Source organism: Streptomyces sp. SP18BB07 (assembly GCF_036322545.1).
Taxonomy (GTDB): domain Bacteria; phylum Actinomycetota; class Actinomycetes; order Streptomycetales; family Streptomycetaceae; genus Streptomyces; species Streptomyces deccanensis.
Map to the genome: position 1 here is coordinate 65,410 of NZ_JAQYWT010000334.1, position 17,167 is coordinate 82,576.

Here is a 17,167-nt window from a genome sequence, read left to right on the forward strand (position 1 = left end):
AGCGAGCGGCGTCCGGGGTGCGCGCCCGGCGCGGTTCGGCGGGCGCGGAGGCGTCAGTGCGTGGCGTCGGACGCCTTCGGGGTGAGCCGGGCGCGGATGACGTTCACGGCCGTCTCCGCGTTGTCCACGGTGATCGTGAACGTGTGACCGTCCCAGAGGCTCAGCACCACGGCCTCACCCCGTCGTACGACGACGGCGGTGCCCTTCTCGGGCCGCCAGCGGTAGCCCCAGCCGCCCCATTGGTGGGGCGTGACGCACGGGGCGAAGGCGGCGTCGGCGACCTGGGACAGGGGGATGCGGCGGCGCGGCACGCCGATGTGGCCGCAGCGGACCTCGAGGCAGTCCTTGTCGACCTTCACTGAGACGTGCACGAACGCGAGCGTGCCGAAGAGGACGAGCAGTCCGGCCGCGATGCAGCCGACGACGGACATGACGAGCGGGGCGACGCCGGACGCCCACGCGGAGTCGACCGCGAGTTCGATGCCGAGTGCCATGCAGGCGGCGCCGCCGAGTGCCAGCAGCCACTGGCCGCGATTGGTCGCGCGGCCGGTCCAGACCTCGGGGTGCGGGCCCTCGGGGGTGCCCGGCTCGCCGTGGGGGTGGTCCCTCATGGCTTTGAGAGTACTCAGGTTCCGCTGCGCGGGCACCTGGTCGCAGACCGTTACCGGTCCGCCTGGACGACGCGCGCCGCACCCGCCGTGGCGAGCAGCCGACCCTCCTCGTAGGCCAGCGCCGGGGCGGGCAACGAGCCCTCGCGGCCGCTGAGGAGGACGGTCAGCGTCGATCCGGTCCAGTCGGCCTCGGGCTTCGGCAGTTCACCGATACGGCGCAGCGCCTGCGCGGCCACGGCGCCGGCGGAGCCGTGCAGGACGAGGGGCGGGAGGCCCGGCTGCTGGACGGCCGCGCGGATGCGTTCGGCGACGAGTTCGTAGTGGGTGCAGCCCAGGACGACGGTCGTCACGTCGCCGGGTGTCAGCGCGGCGGCCGCGGCGATGGCGGCGTCGATCGCCGCGTCGTCGGCGTGCTCCACCGCTTCGGCCAGTCCCCAGCAGGGCACCTCGGTGACCGGGACGCCGTCGGCGAACTCCTCGATGAGGCCGCGCTGATAGGGGCTGCCGGTGGTGGCGGGTGTCGCCCAGATGGTGAAGGGGCCGCCTCCGGACGCGGCCGGCTTGATCGCCGGGACCGTGCCGATCACCGGCAGACCCGGTTCGAGGAGGGCGCGCAGGGCGGGCAGGGCGTGCACGGAGGCGGTGTTGCAGCCGACGATCAGCGCGTCGGGCCGGTGGGCGGCCGCCGCCTCGGCGACCGCGAGAGCACGCTCCGTCAGGTCCTGGGGAGTGCGCGGGCCCCAGGGCATGCCGTCGGGGTCCGAGGAGATCACGAGATCCGCGTCGGGCCGCAGCCGCCGTACCGCGGCGGCGGCGGGGAGCAGACCGATACCGGAGTCCATGAGCGCGATCTTCACCCGGCCACGATAGACGATGGCCTCGGTGGGGCCGCTCCGGTGGGGCAGACTGCGGGCGTGAGCGCCATCGCGTGGACCGCCGCCGGATCACTCGCCGCCTGGGTATGGCTGCTGCTCGGCCAGGGCTTCTTCTGGCGCACGGATGTGCGCCTGCCACCCCGCCGGGACCCCGACGACTGGCCGGACGTCTGTGTCGTCGTCCCCGCCCGTGACGAGGCCGCCGTGCTGCCGGAGAGCCTGCCGTCGCTGCTGGCCCAGGACTATCCCGGCCGGGCCGAGGTCTTCCTGGTGGACGACGGCAGCTCGGACGGGACCGGTGACCTGGCCCGTGAGCTGTCCCGCCGGTTCGGCGGCCTGCCCCTGACCGTGTCCTCGCCCGGGGAGCCGCCCGCAGGCTGGACGGGCAAGCTCTGGGCCGTCCGGCACGGCATGACGCTGGCACGCGCGCGTGGCCCCGAGTTCCTGCTGCTGACGGACGCCGACATCGCGCATCGCCCGGACAGTCTGCGCGCGTTGGTGGCGGCAGCGCGCACCGGGGGCTTCGACCTGGTCTCCCAGATGGCCCGGCTGCGTACCGAGAGCGGGTGGGAGAGGCTGGTCGTGCCCGCCTTCGTGTACTTCTTCGCCCAGCTCTATCCGTTCCGACGGATCGGCGTACGGGGTTCGCGCACGGCGGCAGCGGCGGGCGGCTGTGTGCTGCTGAGCGTCGAGGCCGCCGATCGGGCACGGATTCCGGACGCGATCCGGCAGTCCGTCATTGACGACGTGGCGCTGGCCGTCGCGGTCAAGAGGAGTGGCGGTCACATCTGGCTGGGGCTCGCGGAGCGCGTGGACAGCGTGCGGCCCTACCCCCGGCTGCGCGACCTGTGGGACATGGTCGCCCGCAGCGCCTACGCCCAACTGCTGCACAGCCCGCTGCTGCTCGCCGGAACGGTTCTCGGCCTGGCGCTGGTCTATCTCGTCCCGCCGGTCGCGCTGGTGGCGGGCCTGGTCGTGGCCGACCCGGCGACAGCGCTGCTCGGCGGGCTGGCCTGGCTGCTGATGACGGCGACTTACCTGCCGATGCTCCGCCACTACGGTCAGCCGGTGGGCCTCGCTCCCCTGCTGCCGTTCACCGCGTTCCTCTATCTGCTGATGACGGTCGACTCGGCGGTGCGGCACCACCGGGGGCGCGGTGCGGCCTGGAAGGGCCGCACCTACACCCGCCCGGATCCGCTCCCGGACGAGAGCCAGGGTCCCGCACCGGAACCTCTCCCCTAAAGCGGAACCCCTCCGTCGTACGGAGGCCGCTATTTCCGGCCGGGGGTCCAGTTCATGCCCCATCCGTAGGCGTAGTCGACCGTGCGCTGCGGGCTCACCCCGCGCTCGGGGACGAGGTAGCGGGCCTCGCGCTGGACGATGAGGTCGCCGCCCTGGTTGGTGATGAGGGCGAGGGCGCAGACGGTGGAGGGGACGGTGCACTCATCGAGCGAGAAGTCGATGGGTGCGCCGTGCTGCGGCTGGAGGGTGACGGTGGCGTGCAGATCGGCGAAGGAGCGGGCGCCCTCGTAGATGGTGACGAAGATGAGGACGCGCCGGAAGTACTGCTTGTGGTCGAGGTTGACGGTGAGGTTCTCGCCGCTGCTGACGGCTCCGGTGCGGTCGTCGCCGTCGAGGTGGATGAAGGGCGGCTGGTGCAGGGAGCCGAAGGCGTTGCCGAGTGCCTGGACGACTCCCTTGCTGCCGTCGGAGAGTTCGAACAGGGCGCACAGGTCGAGGTCGAGGTCCGCGTGCATGGCGACGGCCCGGCCCAGTTTGCTGCCCCATCCCTTGAACTGCTTGCGCACCTCCCAGTTGAGGTTCACGCGCATGGCGCCGGATGTGCCGCCCTGTTTGGTCAGGGAGACCGACGGCGCCTCCTTGGTGAGCGTCACCTTGGTGAGGCGGACGGGGGCCGGGGCCGCCGCGGGCGGGGCCGGAGGCGGGGGCGGGGCGGTCGTCACCGGCGGCGGCACGGTGACGGGCGGGGCGACGGGCGCGGGCGGGGCGACGGGGGCCGGCGTGGGCGTCGGTGCGGCCGCGTGCTGGGGCTCGTCCACGGTGATGCCGTAGTCGCCGGCGAGGCCTTCGAGCCCGGTGCTGTAGCCCTGGCCCACGGCGCGGAACTTCCAGGCGCCCTGGCGACGGTAGAACTCCCCGAGGACGAAAGCGGTTTCGGCGCCGGCGTCCGCGCTGTCGAAGCGGGCCACCTCGGTGCCCGCCCGTTCGTCGAGCACCCGGATGTACAGTCCGGGCACCTGCCCGAACGTTCCTCCGTCGGCCGAGGCGACCACCACCACGGTCTCGATGGCCGGCTCCACGCGCGCGAGGTCGACGAGGAGCGAGTCCGTCACCTGCCCGCCGGCGTCACGCTTGCCCTCGTGCCGGACGGCGCCGGAGGAGTGCGCGGGCTGGTTGTAGAAGACGAAGTCGGCGTCCGAGCGCACCTTTCCGCCGACGAGCAACAGCGCCGAGGCGTCGGCGTCGGGCACACCCGGGCCGGAGCGCCAGCCCAGTTCCACGCGCAGCCCGGCCGTCGGTACCGCGGTGTTCGATCCTTTCGGCATTGACATGTCCGCCCCCATCAGAAGGTCATCCAGAAGATCGTCACCGGGCCGCGTCCCCCGCAGTCCGTCGGATCCGGCCGGATCCGTTGTCGGCCCAACCTATTCCCCCGGGCCCCGGAACCCCCAGAACCCGTACCGAAAGATCCTTGGCCAACCGCCGGTAACCCACTGGGAACTCGCCCTTTACACGATCAGAACGCGCTTTGCTGCCCTTTTTCGCCGAGTTCGCTCGCATTGGGGATCCGGCGTCACGGCCGACACGGAAAACAACCCTCTTATCGGTCTCCCCAACCAGCACATCGTGGGCTTAACTTATGTCCCATGACCTCCCCCCGCTCCACCTACGGCGGCGGTTACTACTCCGCCTCGTCCTTCGCGGACACCCCGATCTACGACTCTCTCGTCGCCGAGCGGGGAACCCCTCAGATCGCCCCGATCCGGGTACCCGCCCAGTACGACACCCCGGGCAGCAACCTGCCCGCCCTCCCGTCGGCGCTGCCCGCGCTGCCGGCCGGTCCCTCCCAGCCCGCCTACGGCTATCCGCAGGCCCAGCAGCCTTCGCCGCTCCAGCAGGCGCCGAACGCGTACATCCCGCAGCAGGCCGCGGGGCCGCGCGGCTACCCGGGCGCCCAGCCACAGCAGCAACAACAACGTCCGATGGCGGGCTACGAGGCCATGCGCCCGGCGGCACCGCGCCCGGCCCCGGCTGCCCCGTACCAGCAGGACCCGTACAACGGCCAGCAGTACCGCGGGTACTGAGGCATTTGGAACGTCTCGTGTGGGGTTGTCACAGCCTGCTGGCAGGATGACCCCATGGGGAATCCGTCACTGCACTCGATCCATGTCCACCCGCTGAAGGCGGCCCGGGGCTTCGCCCCGGACGAGGCCGTCGTGGAGCCCTGGGGGCTGGCGGGCGACCGCCGTTGGGTGCTGGTCGACGACTCGGGCAAGGTCATCACTCAACGTCCGCATCCGCGTTTGGCGTTGGCCGCCGCCGGGCTGCTGCCCGGCGGCGGTCTCTTGCTGTCCGCGCCCGGCCGCGAGCCGCTCACTGTCCCGGTGCCCGCGCCCACCGACACGACCACCGTGGAGATCTGGCGGGACAAGGTGGAGGGCGTCCCGGCCGAGGCCGCCGCGCACACCTGGTTCAGCGACTACCTGGGCATCCCCGTGCGCCTCGTCCACCTCGACGACCCGGCGACGCGGCGCCCGATCGACCCCGAGTACGCCCGCCCCGGCGAGACCGTCAGCTTCGCCGACGGTTATCCGCTGCTGCTCACCACGCTCGCCTCGCTGGCCGCGCTCAACGACCTGGTCGCCCAGGGCGACCACGCCGAGGAGGGCCCACTGCCCATGAGCCGCTTCCGGCCGAACGTGGTCGTCGACGGCGCACCTGCCTGGGCCGAGGACGGCTGGCGGCGCGTCGCCATCGGCGAGGTGTGCTTCCGGGTGGCCAAGATGTGCGGCCGGTGCGTGGTGACCACCACCGACCAGGACACCGCCGAGCGCGGTCGTGAGCCGCTGCGCACCCTGGCGCGCCACCGCCGTTTCGGCGACAAGCTGGTCTTCGGGCAGAACCTCGTCCCGGAATCCCCGGGCACGGTACGGGTCGGCGATCCGGTCCGGGTACTCGAATAGCGAGTTCGATCCCGATGAGTTCCGGGCGGTCCTGAGACAACCCCCGCCTCTTGAAAATTCAATCTCCTACGATTCGGTTCGTGTACAGGGAACACACGCCGCGGGTCCGACCGTTGGGTCTTTGTGAGAAGTTCATGAGAAGGCCGACGGGAGGGTGATTTCGCTCTCTCTTGACCGGGACCGCGCGTGGACGGCTCCGCCTGGGACTATCACGGACGCGTAAGGGGGTGTGGGGCGAGTGCGGGCGATCGGTGGACTACGGGCGTTCGGCGGGCTGTGGCGCTGGCGTCACAACCCGCTGCGGCGGACGACCGATCTGGTCGAGGCCTGGCTGGCGTTCGCGGCCCTCGTGCTGATCCTCGTCGCCGCGCCACTGATCGGCGCCGTCGTCGGCACCACCGCCCAGAGTGCCCTGCAACAGGCCGTGCGCGACCAGCAGCAGAGCCGCCACCGCGTCACGGCCACGGTCGTCAAGAAGGTCGACGGCTCCCCGCTGGACCCGGACCCGGAGACCGCCACGACCCGCGACCGGCAGAGCCGGGTCGTCGCCGACTGGACCGGCCCGGACGGCACCCCGCGCCACGGCACGGTCATGGCGAACCTCAAGACACCGCAGCCCGGCGACCACTTCACGCTGTGGACGGACGGCCAGGGTCGTACGGTGGGGCGCCCCCTGGACACCGCCACCGCGACAACCCACGCTGTCCTGGCCGGATTCGGCGCCACGGTGCTCGCCGCGGGACTCGTCGAGGGCGTCAGACGGCTGATCGTCTGGCGCATGATCCGCCACCGCTACACCCGTTGGGACCAGGCATGGGACAAGGCCGGGCCGGACTGGGGCAGGACGGGCGCGGGCAGCTGACCGCCTTCGCACTCCGGTCAACTCCCCCTGCCCGCGCACGCTACGGTGGACCGACCAGCCGAACTGTTCGGCATCGACCCGCGTTCCACGAGGTGGGGGCACAGCAACGCCATGGCACAGGGCACGGTCCAGGTGACGCACACCGGTACATCGCGGTGGCGGCGCCGCACGGGTGAGTACTCGTCGCTCGCCGCGGCCCTGGAGGCCGCGAGCGACGGCGACGTGCTCATCGTCGCTCCGGGCACCTACCGGGAGAACCTCGTGGTGCAGCGGGGGATCACGCTGCGCGGTCCGGAGGGTTCGCCCGGCTCGGTGCGCATCGCGCCCGCGGACGGCGTACCGCTGACCGTCTCCGCCTCGGCCGTCGTGCAGGATCTGCACGTGGAGGGGCAGGACGCCGCGGCGCCCGCGCTGCTCGTCGAGGACGGCACACCGGAGTTGCTGGACCTGCGGATCGTCACCCGCTCCGCCGCCGGTATCGAGGTACGCGGCGGCGCCCGCCCCACGGTCCGACGCTGCACGGTCGACAACCCGGCCGGCATCGGCATCGCCGTGGTCGACGGCGGCGGCGGTGTGTTCGAGGAGTGCGAGGTCGTCGCGGCCGGCCAGGCCGGTGTCGCGGTGCGCGGCGGCGGCCATCCACGGCTGGAGCGATGCCGTGTCCACCACACGTCGGGCTCGGGCCTGACGGCGACCGGGGAGAACTCCTCGCTGGAGGCCGTCGGTTGCGAGGTCTACGAGGTCCGCGGCAGCGGTGTGCAGATCACCGGGCGGGCCACGGCCCATCTCACCGACTGCGATGTGCATCGGACGACCGCCGACGGGGTCACCCTCGACACGGACGCCGTGCTCACCCTCGCGGACTGCCGCATCCACGACATCCCGGAGAACGCGGTGGACCTCCGCTCGCGCTCCGTCCTCACCCTGACCCGTACCTCGGTCCGGCAGTTCGGGCGCAACGGCCTGTCGGTTTGGGACCCGGGCACCCGGGTGGACGCCAACCAGTGCGAGATCTTCGACAGCACCGGCGACTACCCGGCGGTCTGGGTCAGCGACGGCGCGACGGCCGTGCTGGAGTCCTGCCGGGTGCACGACGTGCCGGACGCGCTGTTCGTGCTGGACCGGGGATCCCGCGCGGACGTCGTCGACAGCGACCTGTCGCAGGTGCGCAACACGGCGGTGTCCGTGAGCGACGGGGCCACCGCGCAGCTCGACGACTGCCGGATCCGGGACGCCGCCACGGGCGCCTGGTTCCGCGACCACGGCAGCGGCGGCACCCTCAACGGCTGCACGGTGGACGGCACCCAGACCGGTGTGATCGTCACCAAGGGCGCCGACCCGACCATCGAACGCTGCACGGTGACCTCGCCCGCCGAGGCGGGTTTCTATGTCTCCGCCGAGGGCCGCGGCAGCTTCCTCGACTGCCGGGTCACGGGCAGCGGCGGCTACGGCTTCCACATCATCGACGGCTGCCGCGCGACCCTGCGCAAATGCCGTACGGAACGCTGCGCGCGCGGTGGTTACGAGTTCGCGGACGGCGGCCCCGGCGCCGTCGGCGGCGGGCCGGTAGTCGAGGACTGTGCCAGCGACGAGAGCGCGGGCGTACGTCCCCCGGCCACCCGGGAGACGGCCACCCAGACCACGGCCCCGTCGCCCGGCCTGCTCGGCTCGATCCCGGGGCAGCGCACCACCGGACAGCCGCCGGCCGCCGTACCCCCGGTGGAGCCCGAGCCGTCGACGCGGACCTCGAAGGCCGTCCTCGGCGAACTCGACGCGCTGGTCGGCCTGGACAGCGTCAAGCGCGAGGTCCGCGCCCTCACCGACATGATCGAAGTGGGCCGTCGCCGCCAGCAGGCCGGCCTCAAGGCGGCCTCGGTCAAACGGCACTTGGTGTTCACGGGCTCCCCCGGCACCGGCAAGACCACGGTCGCCCGCCTCTACGGCGAGATCCTGGCCTCGCTCGGTGTCCTGGAGAAGGGACATCTCGTCGAGGTGTCCCGGGTGGACCTGGTCGGCGAGCACATCGGCTCCACCGCGATCCGCACCCAGGAAGCCTTCCAACGGGCCCATGGCGGTGTGCTGTTCATCGACGAGGCGTACGCGCTGTCGCCGGAGGACTCGGGACGGGACTTCGGCAAGGAGGCCATCGACACGCTGGTGAAGCTGATGGAGGACCACCGCGACGCGGTCGTGGTGATCGTCGCGGGCTACACGGCCGAGATGGAGCGGTTCCTCACCGTCAACCCCGGTGTGGCGTCCCGTTTCTCCCGGACCATCACCTTCGACGACTACGTCCCCGACGAACTGCTGCGGATCGTGGAGCAGCAGGCCGAGGAGCACGAGTACCGGCTGGCGCCGGGCGCGGGCGACGCCCTGCTGAAGTACTTCACCGCCCTCCCCAAGGGCCCTGCCTTCGGCAACGGCCGTACCGCGCGGCAGACCTTCGAGGCGATGGTCGAGCGGCACGCGAGCCGGGTCGCCCAGGTCGACGAACCGAGCACGGACGACCTGACGTTGCTGTACGCGGAGGACCTGCCGGAGCTGCCGTAGCTCCGCCGTCGACGGGGCCCGCAGATCTGCGGGCCGGGGGTCGGCAGGTCCGGGGGCCGGGGGCAAACCCCACTCCCGGGTGACCGGGCTGCCGGATGGGGCGGCAGTGGCCGCCTGGACAGCATGGGGCCATGACAATCCGCACGCGAAACGTCCTGGTCCTCGCCCTGACCGCCTCGGTCGTCGGCACCGTGCTGACGGCCACGGCCCCGGCCCTCGCCTCCTCGTCCTCGTCCTCCTCCTCGACCGCGCTCTCCTGGCGTCCCTGTGTGCAACCGGGCGGTCCGGCCGGCCAGGAGTGCGCCGAGCTGGCGGTACCGGTCGACTACCGGGCCCCCGACGGCCCCCGGTTGAGCATCGCGGTGTCCCGGCTGCCCAGTGAGCGCCCGGAGGCGCGACGCGGCACCCTGCTCGTGCTCCCCGGCGGGCCCGGCGGCTCCGGCATCGCCCGGCTCACCCGGCAGGGCGAGGCACTGCGCCGGGAACTCGGCGCCACGTACGACATCGTCAGCTTCGACCCGCGCGGCGTGGGCGCCAGCACCCGGGCGTCCTGTGAACTCCCGGCCGCCGACCGGCACTTGGTGACCCTGCGGCCCTGGCCCGCGCCGGACGGCGGTATCGCGGAGAACGTCGCCCGTTCCCGTCGCACCGCCGAGTCGTGCGCCCGCAACGGCGGTGCGGTGCTGCGCAGCTTCAGCACCGCCAACGAGGTGCGCGACATCGACCGGCTGCGCCAGGCCCTGGGCGAGGAGAAGCTGTCGGCGTACGGCGTCTCGTACGGGTCCTACGTCGGTGCCGTGTACGCGCAGAAGTACCCGCAGCGCACCGACCGTTGGGTGCTGGACAGCAACGACGATCCCGATCCCCGGCGGGTGGAGCGGGCCTGGGTGGCGAACATGGCGGTCGGGGCGGAGGACCGGTTCCCGGACTTCGCGGCCTGGGCCGCCGACCCGGCCCGTGCGGCGGAAGGCCTGCGGCTCGCCCGGCGGACCGAGGAGATCCGGCCGCTGTTCCTCTCCCTGGCGGCGGAGCTGGACCGCGCGCCGAGGGAGTCGACGACGCCGGGCGTGCCGCTCACCGGCAACGTGTTGAGGCAGGTCATGTACGACGCCCTCTACAACGACGCCGCCTTCCCCCGGCTGGCGGGGCTGATGCGGGCGGCCATGACGCCGGGCGCGACCCCGGTGCTGCCGCCGGAGGTCGCCGGGCCGCTCGGCGACGAGGACGCCGCCGTCACGATGGCCGTGATCTGCAACGACGTGCGCTGGCCGCGGTCGGTGGCCGGGTACGAGCGGGCGGTGGCCGCGAACCGGGCGCGGTATCCGCTCACGGCCGGCCTGCCGGGGAACATCCTTCCCTGCGCCTTCTGGAAGGACACCCCCGCCGACAAGCCCACCCGGCTCACCGACCGGGGGCCGTCCAACATCCTGATGATCCAGAACCGACGGGACCCGGCCACCCCGTACGTCGGCGCGTTGCGGATGCGTCACGCCTTCGGTGACCGGGCGCGGCTCGTCACGGTCGAGCGGGGCGGTCACGGCGTCTATCTGGGGACGGGCAACGCCTGCGGCAACCGTGCCGTGACCACGTTCCTGACCACGGGCGAGCGCCCCGCGCGGGATGTCGTCTGCCCGGACTAGGGCGAGGTGCGCGGGCCCGGCAGTTCGGTGCCGAGTCGGTCCAGCAGATGCTTCCGTTCGGCCACGAAGGCCGGGTCCGCCTGGTAGTCGGAGTGGCCGAGGATCGGGGCGGGCAGCGGGTGGGCGCCGGTGCGGCCGTAGGCGAGCGGGTCCATGAAGGGCTCCGCGTCGACCTGCGGACCGTGCCGGCTCGTCAGGCGCACGGGGCCGCCGATGGGGTCGGTGCGGCGGTACAGATTGCGCCAGCAGTCGACCTCGCGGTGCAGGGCGGCGAGCGGCTCGGGGCCGAAGTGGGCCGGGAACCAGCGACCGTACAGCCGCTCCAACGGTGAGCCGTAGGTGAGCAGCGCGACACGGCTGCGGACCGACGGGGCCAGCTGCCAGGCGGCGGCCGCGGCGAGGACGCTGCCCTGGGAGTGGCCGGAGAGGACGAGCCGGCCGCCGGTGGTGCGGGTCCAGGTGGCCATGCGCCAGGTCAGGTCGGGTACGGCCCGCTCGGCGTAGCAGGGCGGTGCGAACGGGTGTGCGGCGCGGGGCCAGAAGGTGCCCACGTCCCAGAGGATGCCGATCGTGCGCCGTGCGGAGGCGTCCTTGTAGGCCCGGCGCCCCCAGGTGACGAACAGCAGGAAGCCGACGCCGATCAGCCAGGACCCCAGCGCCTGCGCGGTCTGGGCGGCTCCCTCGACGAAGTCGTGCGAGCCCCGCGCCGCCCTCGCCGGTGTCTCGCCCGTCACCAGGGCACCGGTGAGGGCGGCGGCGCCGAGCAGCAGCGTCACGGTGGAGATGACGGCGACGATCCGGGGCGCCCGGTCGGTGAGGGCCGCCATGGCGCGGGTCCGCGCGATACGGCGGGTACGCCCGGCGTCGTGCGCCTCATGCTCCTCGTCCGGCGGCACGCTGTCCCGGTCCCGCCCCTCGTCCGGGCCCGGCAGCCCCTCGACCTGCTCCTGCGGCCGTTCTCCCACCAGGCCGTACTCCCGCTCGACAGCCTCCGTCTCCGCCCGGCGCAGCACCCAGGTGCGGTGGGCCAGCCAGGCGAGGAGGGTGACAAGGACCAGGAGGAGGGGCGGGATGCCGGAGGCCTGCCAGGTCAGGACGACGGGTGGGCCGGACAGGGCGTCGTCGGTGCCGCCCAACCAGTCGGCGACGCGCTGGGCGACACCCGCGGACATCACGCCACCGAGCGCGCAGGCGAGCATCGCGACGGCGGGGCCGGCCAGACCGTACATGGCGGTGCGTGGGTCGGGACGCGACCGGTGGAGCGTGTGGGCGACCACGCCGAGCGCGATGACGAGCAGGCCCTGCACCAGGGTGATCCCGCCGAAGGTCAGGTCGCCCGGCAGCCGACCCGTCGACCGCCAGCCGGGGCGCGACCACCCGGCGTACACCACGGCCAGGACGAGCACGGCAATCGCGGAGGAGGGCAGGAGCCGGACCACGTTCTCGTCGAGGTGCTTGTCGAGGCGCCGCTCGCTGCGGCCTCTGCGGCAGACCACCCAGACCACGATCACCGCCAGCACCACGAGGGCCGAGTTCAGCAGCCAGCCCAGCAACTCCAGGAGGGCCGGTCCGCCCGCTCGGCGGTCGTGGCGGGCCGCCGAGGTGCCGACGGCCGCCGCGACGGTGAGGAACCCGGCCGCCGCGTGGGCGGCGCGGAGCCTGGCGACGAGTCGGCGGCCGTACCAGAAGCCGGGTCGGCCGAGGGCGACGCGGGCCGTGTCCTCGACGTCGGGTGCGAGGTGTGCCGCGGCGCCGGCCTCGGGCCCGTCGGGTGCCGCCTTCTCGTCCTCGGGGCGGCCGTCGTCGTCCCGGTCCATGGGGCGCTGGGACTCGTACTCGCTCCAGGTGCGGTGCGAGAGGTACCACAGGAGACCGGTCAGCGCGGTGGGCGCCACGGCCGCCACGGCGAGACGGCGGCCGGGCTGACTCCACCAGCCCCCGTCGGAGACGTCCGGGGAGAGGAACCCGAGCCAGGTGTGCGCCTCCGCGCACGCGCGTGCGCCCGCGCACTGCCAGGCGGTCAGGTCGAGTGCGACCTCGCAGGCCGCCGCGACGAGCAGCACGGTCAGGGTCAGGCCGGCCAGGCGGACCAGGAGCCCGTAGAGACGGACTGTGCTGCGGCGGCCGCGGGTGGTGGGGCGCATCCAGTGCGCGAGGTTGACGACCATGAACGGCAGCAGCAACAGCCACAGGGCACGCGAGCTGTTCCCGGAGGTGAGGTTGCACCAGACGTAGGCCTCAGGGACGGGCTTGCCGCGATAGTCGGCAGGGCGTCTCTCGGCGTCGGCGTCGTCGATGCGCCGGAAGACCGCGGCCGTGTCGTCGCCGGTGACGCGGACCGTACGCGGATCGTCGAGCATGCGTTCGGGGGTGGTGCCGCCGACGCCGTGGACGAGGAGTTCGAGGGCGGTCGCGTCCGTCGTGGAACGGCCGGAATGCGTGGGTGGGCCGCTGTCCTGCGGTGCTGGCTGTTCCCCGGGTTCCGTATGTGCCGTATGTTCCCTCGCACGATCCACTGTTCCGCTTCCCCCGTGATGCGCCGCAAGTCAGGTGTGAGGTGCAGGCACTGATGATCGCCCCGGATCGGGCGTCATACACCTGTGATCACCGAATCTCCTCGATCCGTGTGATAGTGGCGGGCGCGAGGAACGGAGCGTGACGTGCGCGCGGCCGTGCGGGGAGTGGCGTCACCGGTGGCAGAGCGTGCGAATATGGGACGTCCTCGGGACCGGGGGCGGGGAAATGTCCTTGTCGGAGGGGGTAGGGAAGGCGTGTCGGGCGTGATGGGGCGAGAGGACCGGAGCGAGCGTGAGTGAGAACCAGAACCTCCTCGCGGAGCAGCGCCGAGCCCTGATCCTCGACGAGGTACGACGACGGGGCGGGGTCCGGGTCAATGAGCTGACGCGCAGACTCGGTGTGTCGGACATGACCGTGCGCCGCGATCTGGACGCGCTGGCCCGTCAGGGCGCGGTGGAGAAGGTGCACGGCGGCGCGGTGCCGGTGGCCGAGGCAAGCACGCACGAGCCGGGGTTCGAGGCGAAGTCCGGGCTGGAGCTGAGCGCCAAGGAGGACATCGCACGGGCGGCGGCGGAGCTGGTGGCTCCGGGCTCGGCGATCGCCCTGTCGGGCGGCACGACGACGTACGCGCTGGCGCATCGTCTGGTGGACGTGCCGGATCTGACCGTGGTCACCAACTCGGTGCGGGTCGCCGACGTCTTCCACGCCGCCCAGCGCACGACCGGCCCCCGGCAGGGGGCGGCGACCGTCGTGCTCACCGGTGGGGTGCGGACGCCGTCCGACTCGCTGGTGGGGCCGGTGGCCGATCAGGCGATCGCGGCGCTCCACTTCGATGTGCTGTTCCTGGGTGTGCACGGGATATCGGTCGAGGCGGGTCTGTCCACGCCGAACCTGGCGGAGGCCGAGACGAACCGGCGTCTCGTGCAGTCGGCGCGACGGGTCGTGGTGGTGGCCGACCACACCAAGTGGGGGACGGTGGGGCTGAGTTCGTTCGCCGCGCTGGAGCAGGTGGACACGTTGGTGACCGACGCGGGGTTGGCCGCGCAGGCGCGGGCCGAGATCTCCGAGCATCTGCGGCGGTTGGTGGTGGCGGGGGAAGACGTCGACGACGGCTTGGACGACTGAGCGCCGTTGTGTGCGGGGACGGCTTTCGGCTGCGGGTTGATGATGGCTGGTCGCGCAGTTCCCCGCGCCCCTGAAAGGGCGCGGAAGTGCACGGCAGGACCAAGGGCGCCCTCAGTCCGTCCACTCGCCCGTCGTCAGCAGCCTGTCGATCGCCGTCGCGTACGGCTCGATGTCCAGGCCCTGCTGTTCCAGCCACTCGTCCGAGTAGTACTTGTCGAGGTAGCGGTCGCCCGGGTCGCACAGGAGGGTGACCACGCTGCCCTGGCGGCCCTCGGCGGCCATCTCGGCGACGATCTTGAGGGCGCTCCACAGGCCCGTGCCGGTGGAGCCGCCCGCCTTGCGGCCGATCGCGTTCTCCAGCGCTCTGACGGCGGCGACGCTGGCCGCGTCGGGGACCTTCATCATGCGGTCGACGGCGCCGGGGACGAAGCTGGGCTCCATGCGGGGGCGGCCGATGCCCTCGATACGGGAGCCGCAGTCGCAGGTGACGTCGGGGTCGCCGGTGGTCCAGCCCTCGAAGAAGCAGGAGTTCTCCGGGTCGGCGACACAGATGCGGGTGTCGTACTGCATGTAGTGGACGTAGCGGGCGATGGTCGCGGAGGTGCCGCCGGTGCCGGCGGTGGCGACGATCCAGGCGGGCTCGGGGAAACGCTCCAGGCGGAGTTGGCGGAAGACGGATTCGGCGATGTTGTTGTTGCCGCGCCAGTCCGTGGCCCGCTCGGCGTAGGTGAACTGGTCCATGTAGTGGCCGCCGGTCTCCACTGCGAGACGGGCCGACTCCTCGTACATCTTCCGTGAGTCGTCGACGAAGTGGCAGCGGCCGCCGTGGAACTCGATCAGCCGGATCTTCTCGGCGCTGGTCGTGCGGGGCATGACGGCGATGAAGGGTACGCCGATCAGTTTGGCGAAGTACGCCTCGGAGACGGCCGTGGAGCCGCTGGAGGCCTCGATGACGGGACGGTCCGGCCGGATCCAGCCGTTGCACAGGCCGTAGAGGAAGAGGGAGCGGGCGAGTCGGTGCTTCAGGCTGCCGGTGGGATGGGTCGACTCGTCCTTGAGATACAGGTCGATCCCCCATCTCTCGGGCAGCGGGAAGCGCAGCAGATGGGTGTCGGCGGAGCGGTTGGCGTCGGCCTGGACCTTGCGCACGGCTTCTTTGAGCCAGCCGCGGTACTCGGTGTCGCTGTGATCGACGTCGAGGGTGGCGCCTGGACGGGTGGGGTGGGCGGTGCTCACGGCGTGCTCCTCACGCATTGCGCCGACGGCGGATCGCGGCGTCGGACGTCCCGATGATAGACACCTTCCGCACGCTTCTCACCTGCATAAACGTGCCTTTGAGCCCCTCAAAGGGACTCCTGTGGCAAGGGTGCGCGGGGCGCATGGGGGGCGCATGCCGCGCATGCGCCGGAACCCCGCCCCCGGTCCTCCGTGCGCACTGGTGCTCGACGCGGGGGACGTGCAGACTTCACCGCACGGGCCGATCCGACGCCGCCGGGGCCGTCCAGGGGGAGACGACCTCGGGCACACTGGATCACGGTCCGCGACGGATCGGACGACAGGGCACAGCCGAAGCGCACTAGGGGGCGGGGTACATGGCCGAGCCGGAGTTCACGGCCACGGGCGTGCGGATCGGGAAGAGGTTGCGGCAGCTCACCCGGGCGGGGCAGGTCCGGATCGAGGACGGCCGACTGCAGTTGCTCACCAGTTACGGCAGCGAGATCGACAGCGCGCCGGTCCAGGCGGTCCGGGCCTCGAAGCCCTGGTTCGCCAACGAGGACCGGGCGTTGGCCGATGTCAACGGCACCCGCTACACGCTCACGTTGAACGAGCACGACCCCGCTCCGGGCAAGCCCGGTCCGCCGTCCGCGCGCCGGTTCATAGAGGCGGTGCGCAGGGCGGCCGGTCGCAGCGGCTGACGAACCGCGAGTTGCGGGACCGGGTCCCCTGGGTCACTCTGGTCTCACGTCACTCTGGGTTTACCGGCGATAACGCTGCGAACCAGCCCGCCGGCCACGTCAGCGGGCGGCGGTCGCCGACAGCCACCCCACGAGCAGGCGGCGGCTCCGGCCTCCGCCCACACCAGGCGGCAGTCGTAGGCGGCCGCACCACAGCAGGCGGCGTTTTTCGCCCAGCCACCTCGCTGGATCCGTACTCCGATCTTCTTCCGGACTCAATTCGGGGAGTCGCAGCCGTGATCAGCCAGCAAAGCAGGCACTGCACGGTGGAGCTCCAAGCCCTGCCGTCGCGGATCGGCCAGGTCCGCAGAATCGTATCTGCGCAATTGCGCTACTGGCATCTGGATCCCTTGATAGAGCGGGCCGCACTCGGGGTTACCGAGCTGCTGTCCAACGTCCACCGGCACGCCGAACCGGACAAGACGTGCATTGTGGAGATGGAGTTGCTCCTCGGCCGCCTCACGGTCTCGGTGCACGACCACGACCCCCGTCTCCCGGTCGTCCAGGACGCGGATCCCTTCGCCACCTGCGGCCGAGGGCTCGCGATGGTCGCCGCCGTGAGCGAGAGCTGGGGTGTGCGACCGCACGCCGAGACGGGGAAGGTCGTGTGGTTCACCCTGCCGGCCTCCTCGGCCGCGGTACCGAAGATCTCGCCGTACGACACCGGCCTGACGCTCGATGCCGCACAGCCGTACGACACCGGACGCAGGCCCGCCGCGCGCGGGCGCAGGTCCGAACACGCTCCCGCCCGGTCGGCCGTCGCAGGCTGACCGGGCGGTGACCCTCCCCTCGGGAGTCGCCGGGCCCGTGCCCGGCGACTCTTCCGG

14 protein-coding genes are annotated in these 17,167 nt (G+C 72.3%); 9 read left to right on the forward strand and 5 right to left on the reverse strand.

The annotated features are described in order from the left end of the window. Positions 1 to 53: 53 nt before the first annotated feature. Both PUR53_RS26840 and PUR53_RS26845 read right to left on the reverse strand, forming a co-directional pair. On the reverse strand, positions 54 to 611 hold the full coding sequence (locus PUR53_RS26840; RefSeq protein WP_329897807.1) for a hypothetical protein: 558 nt from the start codon (positions 609 to 611) through the stop codon (positions 54 to 56). A gap of 50 nt (positions 612 to 661) precedes the next feature. Continuing rightward, complete coding sequence (locus PUR53_RS26845; RefSeq protein WP_329897806.1) at positions 662 to 1,468, reverse strand: glutamate racemase; 807 nt, start codon at positions 1,466 to 1,468, stop codon at positions 662 to 664. Between the two features lie 57 nt (positions 1,469 to 1,525). On the opposite strand from PUR53_RS26845, the gene PUR53_RS26850 reads away from it, so the two are divergent. Next, positions 1,526 to 2,728, forward strand: coding sequence for a glycosyltransferase (locus PUR53_RS26850; RefSeq protein ID WP_329897805.1), 1,203 nt, complete (start codon positions 1,526 to 1,528; stop codon positions 2,726 to 2,728). 29 nt (positions 2,729 to 2,757) lie between these two features. Here PUR53_RS26850 and PUR53_RS26855 read toward each other — a convergent pair whose 3' ends face one another. Further along, complete coding sequence (locus tag PUR53_RS26855) at positions 2,758 to 4,053, reverse strand: TerD family protein (RefSeq protein ID WP_329897854.1); 1,296 nt, start codon at positions 4,051 to 4,053, stop codon at positions 2,758 to 2,760. Positions 4,054 to 4,374: 321 nt separating this feature from the next. Here PUR53_RS26855 and PUR53_RS26860 point away from each other — a divergent pair, with 321 nt between their 5' ends. From PUR53_RS26860 to PUR53_RS26880, 5 genes are all read left to right on the forward strand, one after another. Further along, complete coding sequence (locus PUR53_RS26860) at positions 4,375 to 4,812, forward strand: DUF6643 family protein (RefSeq protein ID WP_329897804.1); 438 nt, start codon at positions 4,375 to 4,377, stop codon at positions 4,810 to 4,812. A gap of 54 nt (positions 4,813 to 4,866) precedes the next feature. Then, positions 4,867 to 5,691, forward strand: a complete 825-nt coding sequence (locus PUR53_RS26865) for an MOSC domain-containing protein (RefSeq protein WP_329909892.1) — start codon at positions 4,867 to 4,869, stop codon at positions 5,689 to 5,691. 238 nt (positions 5,692 to 5,929) lie between these two features. Continuing rightward, complete coding sequence (locus PUR53_RS26870; RefSeq protein ID WP_329909893.1) at positions 5,930 to 6,553, forward strand: Rv1733c family protein; 624 nt, start codon at positions 5,930 to 5,932, stop codon at positions 6,551 to 6,553. Between the two features lie 111 nt (positions 6,554 to 6,664). Beyond that, a complete protein-coding gene (locus tag PUR53_RS26875; protein ID WP_329897801.1) occupies positions 6,665 to 9,103 on the forward strand; it encodes a right-handed parallel beta-helix repeat-containing protein in 2,439 nt (812 codons plus the stop codon). 131 nt (positions 9,104 to 9,234) lie between these two features. Beyond that, positions 9,235 to 10,743, forward strand: a complete 1,509-nt coding sequence (locus PUR53_RS26880; RefSeq protein WP_329909894.1) for an alpha/beta hydrolase — start codon at positions 9,235 to 9,237, stop codon at positions 10,741 to 10,743. Here the strand turns inward: PUR53_RS26880 and PUR53_RS26885 are convergent. After that, complete coding sequence (locus PUR53_RS26885) at positions 10,740 to 13,259, reverse strand: hypothetical protein (RefSeq protein WP_443080365.1); 2,520 nt, start codon at positions 13,257 to 13,259, stop codon at positions 10,740 to 10,742. The genes PUR53_RS26880 and PUR53_RS26885 overlap by 4 nt on opposite strands. 292 nt (positions 13,260 to 13,551) lie before the next feature. Between PUR53_RS26885 and PUR53_RS26890 the strand changes: the two genes are divergently transcribed. Continuing rightward, positions 13,552 to 14,385: a DeoR/GlpR family DNA-binding transcription regulator gene (locus PUR53_RS26890; protein WP_329909895.1), complete on the forward strand. Its 834-nt coding sequence runs from the start codon at positions 13,552 to 13,554 to the stop codon at positions 14,383 to 14,385. A gap of 111 nt (positions 14,386 to 14,496) precedes the next feature. Here the strand turns inward: PUR53_RS26890 and PUR53_RS26895 are convergent, their stop codons facing one another. Beyond that, positions 14,497 to 15,621, reverse strand: a complete 1,125-nt coding sequence (locus PUR53_RS26895) for a PLP-dependent cysteine synthase family protein (RefSeq protein ID WP_329909896.1) — start codon at positions 15,619 to 15,621, stop codon at positions 14,497 to 14,499. Between the two features lie 356 nt (positions 15,622 to 15,977). Between PUR53_RS26895 and PUR53_RS26900 the strand changes: the two genes are divergently transcribed. Together PUR53_RS26900 and PUR53_RS26905 are read left to right on the forward strand one after the other, a co-directional pair. Beyond that, positions 15,978 to 16,301: a hypothetical protein gene (locus tag PUR53_RS26900; RefSeq protein ID WP_184898104.1), complete on the forward strand. Its 324-nt coding sequence runs from the start codon at positions 15,978 to 15,980 to the stop codon at positions 16,299 to 16,301. A gap of 275 nt (positions 16,302 to 16,576) precedes the next feature. Beyond that, positions 16,577 to 17,110 (forward strand): ATP-binding protein, encoded by a 534-nt coding sequence (locus PUR53_RS26905; RefSeq protein WP_329909897.1) that lies wholly within the window; start codon positions 16,577 to 16,579, stop codon positions 17,108 to 17,110. Positions 17,111 to 17,167 lie beyond the last annotated feature (57 nt).

Excerpts from the sequence above, each read along its gene's own strand:
- PUR53_RS26840 (WP_329897807.1), bottom strand. The coding sequence starts at position 611 with ATGAGGGACCACCCCCACGGCGAGCCGGGCACCCCCGAGGGCCCGCAC.
- PUR53_RS26875 (WP_329897801.1), top strand. The coding sequence starts at position 6,665 with ATGGCACAGGGCACGGTCCAGGTGACGCACACCGGTACATCGCGGTGG.
- PUR53_RS26880 (WP_329909894.1), top strand. The coding sequence starts at position 9,235 with ATGACAATCCGCACGCGAAACGTCCTGGTCCTCGCCCTGACCGCCTCG.
- PUR53_RS26900 (WP_184898104.1), top strand. The coding sequence starts at position 15,978 with ATGGCCGAGCCGGAGTTCACGGCCACGGGCGTGCGGATCGGGAAGAGG.
- PUR53_RS26865 (WP_329909892.1), top strand. The coding sequence starts at position 4,867 with ATGGGGAATCCGTCACTGCACTCGATCCATGTCCACCCGCTGAAGGCG.
- PUR53_RS26860 (WP_329897804.1), top strand. The coding sequence starts at position 4,375 with ATGACCTCCCCCCGCTCCACCTACGGCGGCGGTTACTACTCCGCCTCG.
- PUR53_RS26855 (WP_329897854.1), bottom strand. The coding sequence starts at position 4,053 with ATGCCGAAAGGATCGAACACCGCGGTACCGACGGCCGGGCTGCGCGTG.